This window comes from Vibrio sp. DW001 (assembly GCF_029016285.1).
GTDB lineage: Bacteria > Pseudomonadota > Gammaproteobacteria > Enterobacterales > Vibrionaceae > Vibrio.
This window is the reverse complement of the sequence record NZ_CP091975.1, coordinates 1,884,247-1,903,885: the sequence shown is the minus strand read 5'-3', so window position 1 is coordinate 1,903,885 and position 19,639 is coordinate 1,884,247. Positions and strand designations below refer to the sequence as shown.

At 43.8% G+C, this 19,639-nt stretch carries 7 protein-coding genes; 5 read left to right on the top strand and 2 right to left on the bottom strand.

Annotated features, from left to right (window positions below; translation table 11 throughout):
* The 3 genes from prpF to L3V77_RS08750 all read left to right on the top strand — a co-directional run bounded on the left by prpF (window position 1) and on the right by L3V77_RS08750 (window position 3,694).
* On the top strand, window positions 1-1,197 hold the full coding sequence (gene prpF / locus L3V77_RS08760; protein ID WP_275133800.1) for a 2-methylaconitate cis-trans isomerase PrpF: 1,197 nt from the start codon (window positions 1-3) through the stop codon (window positions 1,195-1,197).
* 27 nt (window positions 1,198-1,224) lie between these two features.
* Window positions 1,225-3,102: a propionyl-CoA synthetase gene (locus L3V77_RS08755; RefSeq protein ID WP_275133799.1), complete on the top strand. Its 1,878-nt coding sequence runs from the start codon at window positions 1,225-1,227 to the stop codon at window positions 3,100-3,102.
* A 109-nt stretch (window positions 3,103-3,211) separates the two neighbouring features.
* Window positions 3,212-3,694: a GNAT family N-acetyltransferase gene (locus L3V77_RS08750; RefSeq protein ID WP_275133798.1), complete on the top strand. Its 483-nt coding sequence runs from the start codon at window positions 3,212-3,214 to the stop codon at window positions 3,692-3,694.
* A 94-nt stretch (window positions 3,695-3,788) separates the two neighbouring features.
* Here L3V77_RS08750 and L3V77_RS08745 read toward each other — a convergent pair whose 3' ends face one another.
* The gene (locus L3V77_RS08745) at window positions 3,789-4,598 is read right to left on the bottom strand and encodes a Cof-type HAD-IIB family hydrolase (RefSeq protein ID WP_275133797.1); all 810 of its coding nucleotides are present in this window, start codon (window positions 4,596-4,598) and stop codon (window positions 3,789-3,791) included.
* Window positions 4,599-4,712: 114 nt separating this feature from the next.
* Here L3V77_RS08745 and queC point away from each other — a divergent pair, with 114 nt between their 5' ends.
* Complete coding sequence (gene queC / locus L3V77_RS08740; protein WP_275136730.1) at window positions 4,713-5,408, top strand: 7-cyano-7-deazaguanine synthase QueC; 696 nt, start codon at window positions 4,713-4,715, stop codon at window positions 5,406-5,408.
* Window positions 5,409-5,697: 289 nt separating this feature from the next.
* On the opposite strand, the gene L3V77_RS08735 is transcribed toward queC, so the two are convergent.
* Window positions 5,698-6,051 carry a DUF2750 domain-containing protein gene (locus L3V77_RS08735; protein ID WP_275133796.1) on the bottom strand — a complete coding sequence of 118 codons (354 nt, stop codon included), beginning with the start codon at window positions 6,049-6,051 and terminating at the stop codon, window positions 5,698-5,700.
* Between the two features lie 231 nt (window positions 6,052-6,282).
* Between L3V77_RS08735 and L3V77_RS08730 the strand changes: the two genes are divergently transcribed.
* Entirely contained in the window at window positions 6,283-19,539 is a 13,257-nt protein-coding gene (locus tag L3V77_RS08730; RefSeq protein WP_275136653.1) for a retention module-containing protein, read from the top strand.
* Window positions 19,540-19,639: the final 100 nt, after the last annotated feature.

Here is a 19,639-nt window from a genome sequence, read left to right as displayed (position 1 = left end):
ATGAATGAACATAAACAAGTAGTTCAGTCTCAAATAAAGATTCCAGCAACCTATATGCGCGGCGGTACAAGTAAAGGCATCTTTTTTAATCTTGACGATCTACCTGAAGCGGCCCAACAACCGGGCGAGTTGAGAGACAGATTATTGCTAAGAGTGATAGGCAGCCCAGATCCGTATACCAAACAGATTGACGGGATGGGTGGGGCGACATCAAGTACGAGCAAGACAGTCATTGTTTCAAAGAGTAATCGAGCCGCTCACGATGTCGATTACCTTTTTGGGCAAGTTTCTATCGATAAGCCTTTTGTCGATTGGAGTGGAAATTGCGGAAACTTGTCTGCTGCTGTAGGCCCATTTGCAATCCATAGTGGTCTTCTCGATCCATCCTGCATACCGAAAAATGGCGTTTTGACGGTTAGAGTCTGGCAAGTGAATATCGAGAAAACCATTCTAATCCATGTTCCAATCAGCAATGGTTGCGTACAAGAAACCGGTGACTTTGAACTCGATGGTGTGACATTTCCTGCCGCTGAAATTCAAGTTGATTTCATGAATCCTTCTGCCGGGACCGGGTCGATGTTTCCAACAGGAAACCTTGTGGACGACCTTGATGTACCCGATGTCGGTGTGCTTAAAGCGACGATGATTAACGCCGGTATTCCGACCATTTTTATTGATGCCGCAGCGATCAATTATCACGGTGCGGAGCTTCAGGATGACATCAACAATGACGAGAAAGCGTTAAGTATGTTTGAGTCAATTCGGGCCCATGGTGCCGTTAAAATGGGATTGATTAACCATTTATCTGAAGCGTCGACGAGGCAACATACGCCTAAAGTCGCGTTTATATCAACACCTAAAACATACTATTCTTCAAGTCGTAAAGAGGTAAGCTCATCTGAGATTGATGTATTGGTTCGTGCCTTATCGATGGGGAAGTTACATCACGCCATGATGGGGACTGCTGCGGTCGCTATTGCCGCCGCCGCTTGTGTACCGAATACATTAGTTAACATTGCCGCTGGCGGTGGAGAAAAGAATGCGGTCACATTTGGACACCCATCGGGAACCCTGAAGGTTGGCGCAAAAGCCAGAAAAACCGAATACGGCTGGGTAGTAGAAAAGGCAGTAATGAGCAGAAGCGCTCGAGTATTAATGGAAGGGTGGGTACGTGTACCCGTCGATACAATTAATTAAACATTAAGACACATTGGAGGAAGCAATATGTCTGCTTATTTGAAAGAATATCAGTGGTCTCAAACACAACCAGAAAGCTTCTGGAAAGAACAGTCGAAAAGTATAGACTGGTTTGAAGCGCCGAATACAATACTTGAAAAAGATGAAAATGGTATCGAGCGTTGGTTCCCTGACGGAAAGTTAAATACAGCTTGGCTAGCCTTAGACTACCACTGTGAACATGGCCGAGGGGAAAAAATCGCCCTTATTTATGATTCTCCAGTAACCCTTACTAAACGTAAATACACCTATAATCAACTGCGCGACCAAGTGGCTAAGGTCGCCGGTATGCTCGCTGAAAATGGAGTGAGTAAAGGTGACCGCGTTGTCATATACATGCCGATGATACCTGAAGCGGCAATGGCGATGTTGGCTTGTGCCAGACTTGGTGCGATACACTCGGTTGTTTTTGGTGGTTTTGCACCTAATGAACTTGCAGTAAGGATTGAAGACGCAGAACCAAAAGTTATCATGACGGCATCATGTGGTATCGAAATTGCCAAGATCATCCCATACAAGCCACTGGTCGATAAAGCGATTATGGACAGCCGTTGGAAACCGGACAAAGTGTTGGTTTTTCAAAGAAGTGAAGCGCTCGCAGAACTCAACCACGAAAGAGATGTCGATTGGCAATCGGCTGCCGAGAAAGCAACACCACACGGCTGCGTACCTGTACTATCAACGGACCCGCTATATATTCTTTATACATCGGGAACGACAGGCAAACCCAAAGGAGTGGTACGTGATAATGGTGGGCATGCAGTCGCGATGAAATACAGCATGAGAACCATTTATAATATTGAGCAAGACGACGTCTTTTGGGCTGCATCAGATGTGGGTTGGGTTGTCGGACACTCTTATATTGTTTATGCGCCATTAATCCACGGCTGCACAACGATATTGTTTGAAGGTAAGCCCGTTAGAACGCCAGATCCCGGTGCTTTTTGGCGTGTTTGCGACGAGTACAATGTAACGGCGCTGTTTTCGGCACCAACGGCTTTCCGTGCCATCAAGAAAGAAGATCCCGACGCTTTATTATTAGAAAAATACGACTTGTCCGCACTAAAAACCATCTTTATGGCAGGAGAACGCCTTGACCCTCCGACATTGGAATGGGTGGTAGAAAAAACAGCTAAGCCTGTTATTGACCATTGGTGGCAAACTGAGACGGGTTGGGCCATCGCCAGTAACCTGACTGGTATCGAAATGATGACGGTAAAACCCGGCTCAGCGACAATGCCAGTGCCTGGCTACAATGTTGTGGTACTGAATGAAGTGGGCGAGGAAGTGCCAGCGAATCAACAAGGATTTGTAGCGCTGAAACGTCCATTACCTCCAAGTTGTCTTCCTACGGTCTGGCGTAATCACGACCGTTTCGAGACTGGCTATCTCAGTCAGTTTGAAGGCTATTACGTTTCAGGCGACGGCGGTTACATTGATGAAGACGGATACCTTTTTATTATGGGTCGTATTGACGATGTAATAAACGTAGCTGGACACCGTTTATCGACAGGTGAAATGGAAGAGATCGTTGGCGGACATCCCGCCGTTGCCGAATGTGCGGTAATTGGGATTCATGATGATCTGAAAGGGCAACTTCCTCTCGGTCTCGTGGTGCTTAAAGATGGTGTTAAGTTGGATGAGCATGATCTAGAAGGGGAGCTCATTGGTAAAGTTCGGACCGAAATTGGTGCGGTTGCTTGCTTTAAACACGCGCTGGTTGTTGACCGCTTGCCTAAAACGCGTTCAGGCAAGATATTGCGTCGAATTATAAGACAGATTGCAGATGGGGAAGCATACACAATCCCTTCAACTATCGATGATCCGAGCAGCCTGACAGAGATAGAAAGAGTACTCAAACACTAAAATTAAACCTTAATAAAGACACCGACCCTTGTTGGTGTCTTTTGCTTTGTGTAACATGAAAAACTGCTTATAATGCGATCAATAACGTCTCTATTTTTTCGGTGTAAAAGTGACCAATATTAAAATTCGACCAGCGTGTTTAGACGACCTAGGGCAGCTCAATTCGTTGATGTTTGATCTTCATGACTATCATCATCAATCTATGCCAACGGATATAAAAACGCCTGAAGAAATAGAGAAACAGAAGTCTATTGCGCGATATATGCATGATCCTGAATGCCTTGTGTATGTGGCAATCGACCCAATTCAAGACAACGTGGTCGGGTTTATTACCGGGCATTTCTGTGAACTCATCTCAGTGGTCAGTCAGCCGACCCAAATGGGTAGCGTTGATGAAGTGTTTGTTTCACCGGAATACAGGAACCAATCCGTCGCTAACCAGTTGATGCAACGATTAGAAAAAACCTTTGAAGAATATGGCGTTAAGAAGATATTTGTAGAGGTGTGGCAGTTTAACCAACATGCCCTTAAATTCTATGAGAAGAGTGGTTTTAACCACCATATTCATTGGCTTTGTAAGTCGATTGAATGAGGTACACTCTACACAGTCTGACCCAATCAAATCCGGTACCTGTCTGCGTAGAGTATGTTGATAACTAGAAACTCGATTTAGGATGAGGAGCTTATTAGACGTTGAGAATAAACCTTTCGATAACCTCAGCAACACCAGAGTTTTCATGAGTGTCGGTGATATGATCAGCTAAGGCTTTGGTCTCTTCCGTTGCATTACCCATGGCCACACCAAGTCCCGCGTACTTTATCATATGGTGGTCGTTTTGAGCATCACCAATGCTGATCACTTCTGTAGGTTTAATCCCTAGGCAGTCTGCCACCACGGCAACACCAATACCTTTGTTGCTTCCTAGGTGTAGAAATTCTAAAAAGATATGCGCGCTTCTAACGATGGTGTAATCAGCATGGAGATCGTCAGTTAAAAGGGGGGTTACTCTATCGAGCGCTTCCGATGAATCTGCAAACATCGCCTTAACAATCGGATGGTCATCTTCTAATTGTGAAAAATCAAACTCGTTGAAACTAAGGCCATTAATAATGGCTTCACGCTCGGTATATTGGTTACTTTTTGGTGTAATTAGGCCATGTTCAACACTAAATGCATGCATATGCACGCCTAATTCCTCAGCCACCCTTGCCACGCGTTTTGCATCTTTACCTGTGATAATTTGACCGTGTACCTGTTTCAGATCTGAAACACGATGTACGTAAGAACCATTAGAAGAGACCACAAAATCTTTGTCAGACGTTAGTTCCAGTTCGTTAAGTTTATCGACCATACCTGCAAGCGGTCGACCGGAAGCCAGAATAACCGTTACACCTTGCGCTCTTGCTTGAGCTATAGCTTGTCTATTGCGTGTCGTGATCTCTTTTTTGCTGTTTAGCAGCGTACCATCCATGTCTAAAGCGACGAGTTTATACATAACCTACCCAAAAGAATAAAATTGAAAAACGAAAGGAAGAATACACTAGTTCTAATTGACCTTAAATAGGTTGTGAACTAATGTCAGCGGATGCGTTTTAACAGAGATAGTGAAGTGAAGAAAGCCGTTGTTGTTTTTAGTGGAGGTCAAGACTCGACTACTTGTTTAGTAAAAGCGATTCGAGAGTTTGACGAAGTACATGCGATTACCTTCGATTATGGTCAAAGGCACAAGTTAGAAATAGAGGTGGCCAAAAAGCTGGCAAAAGATCTTGGTATCACGGCTCATAAGGTTATGGATGTCGGGTTATTAAACGAACTTGCTATCAGTTCGCTCACTCGTGATGATATTCCTGTGTCACATGCGCTTCAAGAAAACGGGTTACCCAATTCATTTGTGCCTGGAAGAAACATACTTTTCTTAACCTTAGCGGGTATTTATGCCTATCAAATCGGTGCGGATACTATTATAACTGGTGTGTGTGAAACGGATTTTTCTGGGTATCCAGATTGTCGCGATGAATTTGTTAAGTCAATAAATGACGCACTGGTAAAAGGCATGGATAAAAAACTGACTATTCAAACGCCTCTAATGTGGTTAAACAAAGCAGAAACATGGGCGTTATCAGACCATTATGATGCTTTATCACTCGTTAGAAACAATACCTTGACCTGTTATAACGGTATCATAGGTGATGGTTGCGGTAATTGTCCGTCCTGCGAATTAAGAAGAGCAGGCTTGGACGAGTACCTTTCTAATCAGGATGGCGTGAAGGCGGCGTTACGAAGCAAAACTCATACAGGGTTGTAAAACCTAGATCAAAACAGCCCAACCTAAATTGGTAATGATGTTCACTTAAGATATCTAACTCTGTCATCCTTACGAAAACCGACGTCATCCCCATGAAAACCGACGTCATCCCCATGAAAATGGGGATCTAAACTCACCAAGATTCCCGTTTTCACGGGAATGACGAAGTATTTAGCACTAACCGAACAGCATTACGTTTTCACGGGAATGACGATGATTGCTTTCTCTTAAATGATCAGCATTAAATCTAAGGGCTTTTTAAGTCTATTATTCAGTTTTGCTTAGAGGCTTAAAGAAATAACTTCGCGAGATCTGAAGGTTCTAATTCTTTGCCTTCTAATGATGCATTCCAGTTAATTCCTGCTAACACGCCATCTTCAGCTAAGGTGATAAGCCAATCTTCAACAAAAACGTCTAATGGAATTTCGCAAATTTCAAATTCAGCCCATTCTTCAACGTTATGTATTGCCGCGTCTTCTTTGTTGGACCAGAATGGCATGACTTCACTATTTTCAAACTCAGAAGAGTCGCAGGCTAGCCAATCTTCTTCGCTATTTCTTAACCCCCAAACTATTTTAGTCTTCTTAGTATCAGTTATAAATAACTGTAAGTTTGCTTCTATGTCTGATGTTAGCTTTGTCATTAATATGGTCTCTGTAATCGATAGACGACAAGGTTACCATTAATAACGTTATTTAATAATATTTTATTGTTTATTGCTTCAGATGGGATGATATACTGTAAAGATATTGTGCAGATTTTACATTTAATTAATATTCTACAATGATCTTTCGGTCGTGTTGACTCGTATCTTAAAGAAATCATTTCGCACTAAATTCCATAGTAGTAGATATCCGTGTTGGGGAACCTCCGTATGAACGAACAAATTTTAAATCAAAATGCCATTATTGAATCCAGTACTGGTGGCGCAATTTTGATTAGACCAGGTGAAGCGGCGAAGTTGGCCGAATCTGGTATGCAGTTAATCCCCCAAGACATATTAATTACACCTAAAAACGCCGAAGTTATTGTGCAAATCAACGGTCAACAGGTCATTGTAGACAGAAACTGTGTTTCTTGCCTAGCACCTGATGCCCTTAATAATGGTCAAAACCTCGCTATTGCGCCAGTATCCGGTGACATAAACGTTGACCCCACAGCGGTAGCGAGTGAACTTGCTACACTTGAGCTTGACGATATTGCTGATATCCAAGCCGCTATATTGGACGGGATTGACCCGACACTTGCATTAGAAGCAACAGCTGCTGGTGGGCAGGGTGCAACAAGTGCAAATGCCGGCTTTGTCACTATCGACTATACCTATATGGAAACGTTGGCTTCCACGTTTTTCGAAACGCAAGGATTTGAGCGAACACAAGCTACCGAAGATAATGATATTCCTCTCATTCGACCCGCTGAGGGCGGACAAGTAGGCTCGGCCTCTATTACTGAGGGTATCATCGATTCATCGAGTGCGTTACAAACGTCAACCGTTAACAGTACCGTTACGGCGGGAAACCGACCTCTCGATCCGCTAACGTTCACTTTTGAGGACGTTCAACTTGAGACACTGCTTTTAGAGCTAAATAGTGAAGTTACTTCATCAGGTGAGCCCGTTGTATTCCGGTTCGACGAGGCAACAAACAGCATTGTTGGTGTACAAGGTGGCGAGACAGTCATCACGTTTGCTTTAGTGACCACATCCGTTGGCGCTAATGTAGAATTGTCCCTTACCACTACTTTAGAACAGCCTATCGATCACAACGCATCGATTGGTAGCACAGGATTGGTTCGATTTACGGACAATAATCTGTCAATTGATATCGCTATTCAAGGTCAAGACACTAGTAACAATAGTCTTGTATCTCCAGTAGTGCTCACGTCAACCATCCTCGATGGGCAAGACCAAACGACCGTTGACGTTGATATTGATTATACAGAGACGAAAGAACTGACGCCTGAAAACCCAACCATTTTTGAAGGCGCAGCCATCAATATTGGTTCTGATTACCTTCAAGATATTCGTTTTGATGAAGCAAGCACGGCATTATTTGATGATGTACTTACAAATAATCAACCGCTAGAAGCGGTATTATCTGACGATGGACGAACACTATCGGTATACGTTGTTGGTGAGCCCAATAATCTTGTGCTAGAGGCGACTATTGCTCTTGATGGAACCTATTCGATTACACAATATCAGGTACTTGAACAGTTAAATTCTGACAGTGACGTTATTAATTTCCCACTACCGATCACGTCCGTAGATTTTGATGGAGACGTTGCTACTAACGAGCTTAATTATTCGGTTAATGACGGTGCCGGACCAACGTCCAATGGTGACCCTGACGATATAACTTTGACCGATGCTACATCATTTGACGGTAGTTTAGCTAACGCAGCGGTACAAGTAGAGAGTGTAGGCTTTGTCGCAGGAACGGATGATGTAGAAAGTGTTCAATGGGACGTGTCCGATGAACTGTCTATAATATTCGACCAAATTACGAGTAACGGCGAAGAGACGAGTTGGACTTTATCTGATGATAAAACGAAGATTGAAGTTAGAACGGTAGGTAACAATACTCCAGTACTTACGTTAGAAATTAATTCAGATTTAAGTGGTGAGTATACCGTAACTCAACTGAGTTCGATTGACCAAGATGCTAATGACCAACTTGAATTTGACGTGAGTATTGTCGCTACTGATACTGATGGTGATACGTCTGAACGAAATGTAAATGTATCAATAATGGATGGTGTAAACCCTAACTTCGAGCCGAGTAAAGCTGTTCTAAATGACGATGCACAGGAACCACAAACTCTCTCGTTATTCGTTAACGCGGGTAGTGATGCAGTAGCAAGCATCACCTTTAGTGAATTAGATACAGATTTAAGTTCACTGGTCGATATCACCAGTAACGGCAATGCGACCGAGATTGTGATCAGTGATGACGGCTTAACGTTAACGTTGGTTGATAAGACTGGAAATACCGACGTTGTGGTATTGACGGTCACGATCGACCCGACCAATCAGAATTACACCATTCTACAAAGCGCGGCGATAGACCAAGTGGGCGTTGACGCCAATGACCTTGGTAGCGTCTTACTGAATATACCGGTCATCGTCGAAGATACCGACGGTGACACCACGACGAACTTCATCGATGTGACCATCAACGATGGTACCGAGCCGAGTATTGCTCCCGTCAGTGCCGAACTGACAGATGGCGTTTACACCGCTCAAACACAATCATTGGTTATCGACAGTGGTGTTGATGCAGTTAAAAGCATCACCTTTAGTGAATTAGATACGGATTTAAGCTCACTGGTCGATATCACCAGTAACGGCAATGCGACCGAGATTGTGATCAGTGATGACGGCTTAACGTTAACGTTGGTTGATAAGACTGGAAATACCGACGTTGTGGTATTGACGGTCACGATCGACCCGACCAATCAGAATTACACCATTCTACAAAGCGCGGCGATAGACCAAGTGGGCGTTGACGCCAATGACCTTGGTAGCGTCTTACTGAATATACCGGTCATCGTCGAAGATACCGACGGTGACACCACGACGAACTTCATCGATGTGACCATCAACGATGGTACCGAGCCGAGTATTGCTCCCGTCAGTGCCGAACTGACAGATGGCGTTTACACCGCTCAAACACAATCATTGGTTATCGACAGTGGTGTTGATGCAGTTAAAAGCATCACCTTTAGTGAATTAGATACGGATTTAAGCTCACTGGTCGATATCACCAGTAACGGCAATGCGACCGAGATTGTGATCAGTGATGACGGCTTAACGTTAACGTTGGTTGATAAGACTGGAAATACCGACGTTGTGGTATTGACGGTCACGATCGACCCGACCAATCAGAATTACACCATTCTACAAAGCGCGGCGATAGACCAAGTGGGCGTTGACGCCAATGACCTTGGTAGCGTCTTACTGAATATACCGGTCATCGTCGAAGATACCGACGGTGACACCACGACGAACTTCATCGATGTGACCATCAACGATGGTACCGAGCCGAGTATTGCTCCCGTCAGTGCCGAACTGACAGATGGCGTTTACACCGCTCAAACACAATCATTGGTTATCGACAGTGGTGTTGATGCAGTTAAAAGCATCACCTTTAGTGAATTAGATACGGATTTAAGCTCACTGGTCGATATCACCAGTAACGGCAATGCGACCGAGATTGTGATCAGTGATGACGGCTTAACGTTAACGTTGGTTGATAAGACTGGAAATACCGACGTTGTGGTATTGACGGTCACGATCGACCCGACCAATCAGAATTACACCATTCTACAAAGCGCGGCGATAGACCAAGTGGGCGTTGACGCCAATGACCTTGGTAGCGTCTTACTGAATATACCGGTCATCGTCGAAGATACCGACGGTGACACCACGACGAACTTCATCGATGTGACCATCAACGATGGTACCGAGCCGAGTATTGCTCCCGTCAGTGCCGAACTGACAGATGGCGTTTACACCGCTCAAACACAATCATTGGTTATCGACAGTGGTGTTGATGCAGTTAAAAGCATCACCTTTAGTGAATTAGATACGGATTTAAGCTCACTGGTCGATATCACCAGTAACGGCAATGCGACCGAGATTGTGATCAGTGATGACGGCTTAACGTTAACGTTGGTTGATAAGACTGGAAATACAGACGTTGTGGTATTGACGGTCACGATCGACCCGACCAATCAGAATTACACCATTCTACAAAGCGCGGCGATAGACCAAGTAGGCGTTGACGCCAATGACCTTGGTAGCGTCTTACTCAATATACCGGTCATCGTCGAAGATACCGACGGTGACACCACGACGAACTTCATCGATGTGACCATCAACGATGGTACCGAGCCAAGCATTGCTCCCGTCAGTGCCGAGTTAACAGATGGCGTTTACACCGCTCAAACACAATCATTGGTTATCGACAGTGGTGTTGATGCAGTTAAAAGCATCACCTTTAGTGAATTAGATACGGATTTAAGCTCACTGGTCGATATCACCAGTAACGGGAATGCGACCGAGATTGTGATCAGTGATGACGGCTTAACGTTAACGTTGGTTGATAAGGCTGGAAATACCGACGTTGTGGTATTGACGGTCACGATCGACCCGACCAATCAGAATTACACCATTCTACAAAGCGCGGCGATAGACCAAGTGGGCGTTGACGCCAATGACCTTGGTAGCGTCTTACTGAATATACCGGTCATCGTCGAAGATACCGACGGTGACACCACGACGAACTTTATCGATGTGACCATCAACGATGGTACGGAGCCGAGTATTGCTCCCGTCAGTGCCGAACTGACAGATGGCGTTTACACCGCTCAAACACAATCATTGGTTATCGACAGTGGTGTTGATGCAGTTAAAAGCATCACCTTTAGTGAATTAGATACGGATTTAAGCTCACTGGTCGATATCACCAGTAACGGCAATGCGACCGAGATTGTGATCAGTGATGACGGCTTAACGTTAACGTTGGTTGATAAGACTGGAAATACCGACGTTGTGGTATTGACGGTCACGATCGACCCGACCAATCAGAATTACACCATTCTACAAAGCGCGGCGATAGACCAAGTGGGCGTTGACGCCAATGACCTTGGTAGCGTCTTACTGAATATACCGGTCATCGTCGAAGATACCGACGGTGACACCACGACGAACTTCATCGATGTGACCATCAACGATGGTACCGAGCCGAGTATTGCTCCCGTCAGTGCCGAACTGACAGATGGCGTTTACACCGCTCAAACACAATCATTGGTTATCGACAGTGGTGTTGATGCAGTTAAAAGCATCACCTTTAGTGAATTAGATACGGATTTAAGCTCACTGGTCGATATCACCAGTAACGGCAATGCGACCGAGATTGTGATCAGTGATGACGGCTTAACGTTAACGTTGGTTGATAAGACTGGAAATACCGACGTTGTGGTATTGACGGTCACGATCGACCCGACCAATCAGAATTACACCATTCTACAAAGCGCGGCGATAGACCAAGTGGGCGTTGACGCCAATGACCTTGGTAGCGTCTTACTGAATATACCGGTCATCGTCGAAGATACCGACGGTGACACCACGACGAACTTCATCGATGTGACCATCAACGATGGTACCGAGCCGAGTATTGCTCCCGTCAGTGCCGAACTGACAGATGGCGTTTACACCGCTCAAACACAATCATTGGTTATCGACAGTGGTGTTGATGCAGTTAAAAGCATCACCTTTAGTGAATTAGATACGGATTTAAGCTCACTGGTCGATATCACCAGTAACGGCAATGCGACCGAGATTGTGATCAGTGATGACGGCTTAACGTTAACGTTGGTTGATAAGACTGGAAATACAGACGTTGTGGTATTGACGGTCACGATCGACCCGACCAATCAGAATTACACCATTCTACAAAGCGCGGCGATAGACCAAGTGGGCGTTGACGCCAATGACCTTGGCAGCGTCTTACTGAATATACCGGTCATCGTCGAAGATACCGACGGTGACACCACGACGAACTTCATCGATGTGACCATCAACGATGGTACTGATCCAATAATTTCTGAGGTCCAGAATGTCCGATTAGAAGAAAGCGGCATAGACAAAACGTCAGGTCAAGTTGAAGGTAGTTCCGATTATTTGGAGACTGAGCATGATTCAACGACGATCAGTGTCACCCAAAATGTTGACAATATTGAGAAATTCGAAGTAGATTTAGCGCAACTTAATTCCCTACTAGACGTAGAACCAATCCTTTCTGGTGGCAGAGAAGTTGTATTTATAGAAGTATCTACCGGCGTTTATCAAGGTGTTACCTACAAGAATAATGGTGACATAAAAGATGTCGTCATTAATGTGACTGTAGATAACGATGACACATCGAATACTTTTGGTCAGGTTAACTTTGAGTTAGTACGAGCAATTACACACTCTATAGCTGATGGGAATGATGATGAGGTTACGTTCATCGTGCCTGTTATTGCGACAGATACAGATGGCGACGTTGCGACAAATGAGTTTAGTGTCACCATCGTCGATGACGAACCAGTAATTGAATCCAATCAAGAAATTTCATTAGCTGAAGGCAGTACTCGAAGCCATAGTATCAATATCTTCGTTGCAGTGGATGACGATAACGACGGAAAACTTGATAATCATCGAGGAGCCGATGTCGGAATAATAACAGAGACTGAGTATTCAGGTCCTGCTAACTCAGAGGTAGAACTAAGGCTGGATTCTACGAGCAACAGTGAAAGTAATTACACGATCATTTTCAAAGAGCAAGAGATTGGGACGTTAGAGGTCAAATCAGGAGGAAAAGTAACCTACACAAGCCTTGGAAATGATATCGATACTGGTGTCGATGGACTTGATATTCCTATCACGTTTACGGCGACCGATAGGGATGGTGATACGTCAACAACCCCTATAAATATCCATATCTCTGATAGTACTTCTACAATCGAAACACTTAGCGCATCAGGAACGGAAGATGCTGGTCGTAATACAGCGATAGTCGGTTCTGATAATGTCGTGAATGACAATGACAACGTCGATGCAACGAATGCCCCAATTAAAGTCGATTTTGTGGTAAACGTCGGTGACCTTGATTCCAATGAAAGTTTACATTCCATTTCGATTTCAAACAATGCAAATGGTAGTTTCTATTATCTCGATAGCAGTGGAAACTATATTGCCGTCTCCGGTGGTGAGTTAACAGCAAACCAAATAAAATCTTCTTCGCTTGATGGCGACAAATTGTCTTTAGATAACCTGTACTTTGTGCCGACGAATGATAGGTCAAGCGGAAGCAACGGATTTAAATATAACATCAGCGCTGTGATATCGAGAACAGATGATAATAGTGGTGTAGAACTAGAAACTATCTCTGGACGATTAGCGATAGACGTTTACGCTATTGCGGATACACCTACTTGGCGTAACCTAGACACCTACGAATCAGGGACGGAAGACGAAGACAATATCGTCTTAAATATTAAAGCGGTGACGCAAGATAATAATAGTGAAACGATTACTTATATTGTGGCTTTTAAAGACGGCGATTCGAACCATACCCTTGAACTAGCTGATGGTACGATTTTGGTCGCGGAATCTATCTCGTTACCGAATGGCGATGTTGTAATGGGTTACAACGTCACCTCACAACAAGTAAAAACACTGCAAGTTAATCCAGAAGACAATTTTAGTGGTGTCATCGAACTTGAAGTAACGGCAATCTCAACAGAGAACAGCAATAGATTAGTCGAGGCAGGTAAAGAACAAGCTTATATAACGGATACCGTGGTCATTGATGTACGCCCTGTTGCCGATGAGGGTGAATTAGTCGTAAGTCGTGTCAATGTTGATGAAGACACGGCATTTTTAACCCAAGATCATATCACCGTGAATTTGTTCGATGACCTCACCGATAATTCTGAACAAGCCTATATCGAGTTAATAGGACTACCCGAGGGAAGTGTCTTTAGCTATAAGGATGGCAATGAAACTATCACGCTGTTCGTTAATGCTGATGGAAAAGGATTAGAACTGGATTCTAATGGCAATATTATTGATATTGCTAAGCCTGTAGATCTCATTTTTACCTATGATGTCATACAAGATCCAAACACAACGATTACGCCACCTCAAGACAGCAATGTCGATTTTGACTTTACAGTCAGAGCTTCAATTGAAGACACTGCGGGCCTTAATAACGGAGATACAGTTGACACCAATGTAAGTATTCCAGATCAAGTTATCCATGTTGATATAAAAGGCATTGCCGATGCGCCAGTTGTCGTTGGTAACGGACAATGGGATGTGATTCAGTCTGGCGAAGAGATTACGGGCATCAAAACGACAATCGATGAGAACTCTGAAGTTACTCTTAATTTTGCTATCGAGACGGGTGAGATAGTAAGCCCTGAAGATGGTTCAGAAACGATATCTGTTGTCCTTTCTGATGCGGGCGGTGGTGACGCTGGAGAATATAAAATTATCGACCTTGCTACAGGTAATGAAGTCAGTTTAACTTACGTTGGTACTGAAAACGGTTATCCAAAATACGAAGCAAACGTGTCGAGCACAAATATTAAAATTGTACCATTAGTCAACTCTACAAATGATATACATATTATCGCGAAAATAATTGTGACTGAGAATGATGGTAATACGAGAATAGAAGAAAAAGACATCTTTATCGAAGTGACACCAGTCATAAGCAGCGCAGATAGCTATACAACTACTTCGACAGGGAATGAAGATACCGCGATAAACGTCAATTGGTATCTGAATTTACTCGATGATACAACAAGGGTAGATAATGAGTTTATAGCCTCTGTGACGTTAGATGGTGGTCCTTCTGACGTACAAGTAATAATCGATGAAAGTAACAATTATAAGGTAGAGGTTAATGGTGGTGATGCTGCGCAGTATCTTGTCAACGGAGAATACATACTCGCTGCTGATGACACGATTACAATTACCGCTTTGGATGGTACGGCATTAACTAAGGATAACTTGACTATTAGTGTCCTTGCACCCGAAGACTCAAGCGTTGATTTTAAGTTAAACACAGAACTGACGGTTAAAGAGGTCGACGTAGATAACGAAAATAACGTGGCCACAAATGTCATTAACGGCGTTGTTAACGTTGTCGTTAATCCCGTAGTTGAAGGTGATGATGAAGCCATACTTACCGTCACGACACTAAATACGGACGGCATTTCTTTTGACGATGGTGGTGATACTGATAGCAGTAATGATGTCTATAATGTTAACGGCGACAACGATAGCATTAGCTTTACTATCAATGGAGAGGAAGCGGGCGCCAACATCTCAATAGGGTTTAATGATCTTGACCCATCTTCCTTAGAACAGGTATCTGAAATCGTAATAGACTTAAATTTATCGTCGCCCTTGAGTGACGCCGATAATTATTTGATCGATCAGTTATCCATAACTGGAGCTATTGATAATGGCGATGGTACGTGGACCGTCATTGACGAAAACTCTTTTGCAATTACAGCACCTGATGGTCTATATGCTCTTGGTGAAACAGACCCTTATGAACTTAGCTTTACTGTTAGAGCTGAAGTTGTTGACTTGGGAGACGAGAATGAAGGTAGTGCGCCTAAAGAACTATCAACGGATATTAACGTTGTGTTTCTCCATCCAAACTCAAGCGTGCATACAAATGATTTAGCCACAACACTTTTACCTGACCCGGCTATTACCCCCGATACAGTTATCGTTGGTACAGAAGACAACGCTATTGATTTAATGAAGCAGCTTAAGGATCTAGGAATACTTAATTTTGAAGGTGCAAACGCTGAAAATGATGTGGTTTCAATTGTTATTGATACCTCTATTGAACCATTTACGTCATTAGGCGGTTTGTCGATTAATGGAGAAGAAAACTTCGATAATGGAAAGTTCTCAATTGACTTCGAACTCAATGAGGATGGAAGCTTCATAGCAAATGAAAGCTTAATGCTCACATTGCCTAACAATTATTCAGGTGATTTTAAACTGCCTATCACTGTTGTCATTACGGATAAGACGTCAGGTGATGAAAACATCACAACGTTGAATCTACCGGTACAAGTTACCCCTGTTGTTGACGGTATAAAGGAAACTACATTAGTCGTCGAAACTACGGACAGCTTTACCGATAACGAACCAGCATCAGTCTTGGCGGGTAAGGCTTATGAAGATGGTGTCATCCACTTAAACCTGACGTTTGATAAATTAGATGGTTCATCACTCCAGAACGAAGGCGGTATTGAGACTCTTGATACTGTGGACGTTAAACTCGTTGACCCAAGCTTAGGGTCGTTATCTTTTGAAGGCTCACTGGACAGCTACGGGGTTGGCGCGATTACTTTGGTCAATGGAGGTGTCAGTATTGATGCGTCTAAATTGAACAATGGCGTTAGTGCTGAAGACGTACTCAATGACCTGATCTTTACGCCCGTTCACGATCTGGGTGGCGTCAATGTTGAGCTAGAATTATCTGGCACAATGAGCGACACCACAATATTTGATGTGGACGGTGGTACTGAACAAGTAAGCCATGGTGCGGTGCCCGTTGATGTTGACCTAGGTAGAGTTAGCTTTGATATTGTCGCAGTGGTTGATGGGGTCGAGACCACAAACGCTGACGGCAGTTTACTCGATGTGACCATATCGGGTGACGAAGATAGTGCAATATCGTTAGGAAATATCGGTCTAAGTCTTGATGATTCTGACGGTTCAGAGCAATTTGTATCAATCAAACTCACTAATGTTCCAGATGATTTTCAGTTACAAGTTAATGCTGGATCCACCAGTTTATATTCTGTTAAAAACAATGGTAATGGTGAATGGAGCATTCAACTCAAGGGTAGCAACATAGAGGCCTCTGACCTAGATTTAACCGCAATTGAGATCGTTCCGGCAGAGGATTTTTCTGGTACGGTTAATCTTCAATATGTTGTATACACACAAGAAGAAACCATAGACGTACCTGTGGAACAAACCGGTTCTATCAAACTTACGGTTTTACCGAAAGGCGATGACATCGATACAAGGGTAGCGGCTACCGCGACAGGAACGGAAGGCGAGGACTTTGTCTTAGACATCAATGCGAAAACCGTCGATAACCAAGACAGTTTAGAGACCGCATCTGGTACATTCGATTACACCGAAAACGACGTAGAGAAAATAGAAATTACGATATCTGGTGTTCCCGAAGGCGCGTTGATTTCGTTAGCAGATGCCGATTCGGTTGTATTAAATGCTGATGGCACTTGGACAATCATCGCTGATAGCCCTGTCACTCAAGTGACGTTTAACTCAGCGGATTGGAACAGCAACAATTGGCCAGACAATGGTTCTGGTTTGTCACAAATATTTGTGACCGTACGAACCATCGATAGTGACGGTGTTGGCGGGAACGTAAGCTATGGCGACCCATCAACTATTACCCCAATCACACTTGATATAGAGTCCATAAACGACAAGCCAATCATTGAAGCACCAGATACCTATACACCTGAAATAAATGAAGATGGTTCGATTCTAATTAACAATATTCAAATCGCCGATCCAGATTCAGCAGATATTGATGCTTTAGACGATTATGTTGTGACCCTTTCGGTGAATGACAGCCGTATCACGTTTGACGGTTCACCTTCTTGGGCCGTGGATAATGGTGATGGAACCTATACGTTGTCGAATACGTTTTCCGAAATAAACGCACTGCTGACAACAGGGTTCACCATTGCGCCTAACCCAGACTTCAACGGCATCGTGTCTGTCAGTGTTGACGTAAATGACGGTGGAAATAGTGGCACAGATACTGGAATAACCGGTGAACATGATGCTGAAACCTACCGTTTTGATGTCACGGTTAAGCCGATTAACGACAAGCCAACGATAGAAGTCGACAATAATAACCCAGCCGTGATTGATGAAGGTGGCTCGATTCTAATCGATAACATTCAGATTGCCGATATAGATTCTAACGACTCTGATGCGCTTAATGATTATGTAGCAATTCTTTCTGTGAATGATAGTACGGTCACATTCAGTGGTTCGCCAAGTTGGGTAGTGGATAACGGAGACGGTACCTATACATTAACGAATTCACTTTCTGAAATAAACGCATTGCTGACAACAGGGTTTACCGTTGTGCCAAATCCGGACTTTAACGGCACCGTGTCGGTCAACGTTGATGTTAATGATGGTGGAAACAACGGCGCTGATACGGGGATGGTTGGTGAACACGATGCTGATACCTACAGTTTTGATATCACGGTTAATGCCGTTAACGATGCGCCAGTAAATACACTGTTTGATAGCTTGGCTGTCGATGAAGGCAGTGTCACGAAACTGACCGGATTAAGTGTGGAGGATATAGACTATGCAACTCGACCTGAGACCACACCGATAACGGTAACGTTAAGTACTTTGCAAGGTACTCTGACTTCCGTAATACCGGGTTCATTGTTGAATGTTACCATTGATACTTCGGATCCTAATCAGATCATTATTCAAGGTCCAATTTCAGAAGTAAATCAACTGTTATCTGCCTCGGATGAAGGTGAAGGAGTCTTCTACACGGTTAGTAGTGGCAACACGGCTACGACTGATACTTTGACGATGATAACAAATGACGGTGGAAATTATGATTCTGTCGGTACGATAGAATTGGATACAGACACAACGGTGATCACTATTGCACCTGTCGTAGCCGGCATTCCTGAGCTACAACTAGCGTTGCAAACTCAGCAGATTAGAACCAGCGTTTCCGGTAACCTTGCTGCTATTGGTATTCCGCTTATTGGACTGAATGCTAATCTGGTCTTCGCTTCAGACGTAGATACGGACGAAACCATAACGATACGAATTTCTGACTTGCCAGACACCGCCTCGGTGACGGGCGCAACGTTGAGTGGAGGTTCGTGGTATATCGACGCAGATGCCTTAGATTCTGCAGAAATCGTTGGTTTGGAAAGTACAGCTTCCTTATCCATTGTTGCGATAGCTGAAGAGTCGGGTGCAATATCGGTGGAAAGCAGTCCAACCAACGTTAATATCGTTGTTGTTGAAGATAATACGCCTGATGTTGATAGTGATCCGCAATTAATCGTCGCCTCTGATGAGCCCACGATGTTACTTGGTACGGACGGAGCTGACATACTAGTAGGTGGAGCGGGTGACGATCTATTAATAGGTGGAGCAGGCGATGATATTTTAACCGGTGCTGGCGGTGCAGATCAGTTTATTTGGACTCAATCAGATTTTGCCAGCGATAGCGTAGATATTATCACTGACTTTAATACAACCGAGGGTGATACTATTAACCTGTCAGATCTGTTGAGCGAAAATGAAAACGAAACGTTAGAACATTTCTTAAGCGAACATGTTACGGCATCCGTTAGCAATAATGGCAATGATGTTAATCTGCTCATCACAGGTGATAGTCCAGATGTGATAACACAGACAATAGTTGTACAAGGTTTAGGGGCTGATTTCTCAAGTACGGGAACTGAACTAGTCAATGACCTTTTTGATGCACATGTCTTTAGTCACGGTGGCTAGAAACCTTCATCTTATTTCGATTACGAGCAAGACATTATATGCTTGGAAAAATAAAGTGATAAAAGAGGGCTCCTTTGGGAGCCCTCTTTTATTTATATTG

Excerpts from the sequence above, each read along its gene's own strand:
- prpF (WP_275133800.1), top strand. The coding sequence starts at position 1 with ATGAATGAACATAAACAAGTAGTTCAGTCTCAAATAAAGATTCCAGCA.
- L3V77_RS08755 (WP_275133799.1), top strand. The coding sequence starts at position 1,225 with ATGTCTGCTTATTTGAAAGAATATCAGTGGTCTCAAACACAACCAGAA.
- L3V77_RS08745 (WP_275133797.1), bottom strand. The coding sequence starts at position 4,598 with ATGTATAAACTCGTCGCTTTAGACATGGATGGTACGCTGCTAAACAGC.
- L3V77_RS08735 (WP_275133796.1), bottom strand. The coding sequence starts at position 6,051 with ATGACAAAGCTAACATCAGACATAGAAGCAAACTTACAGTTATTTATA.
- L3V77_RS08730 (WP_275136653.1), top strand. The coding sequence starts at position 6,283 with ATGAACGAACAAATTTTAAATCAAAATGCCATTATTGAATCCAGTACT.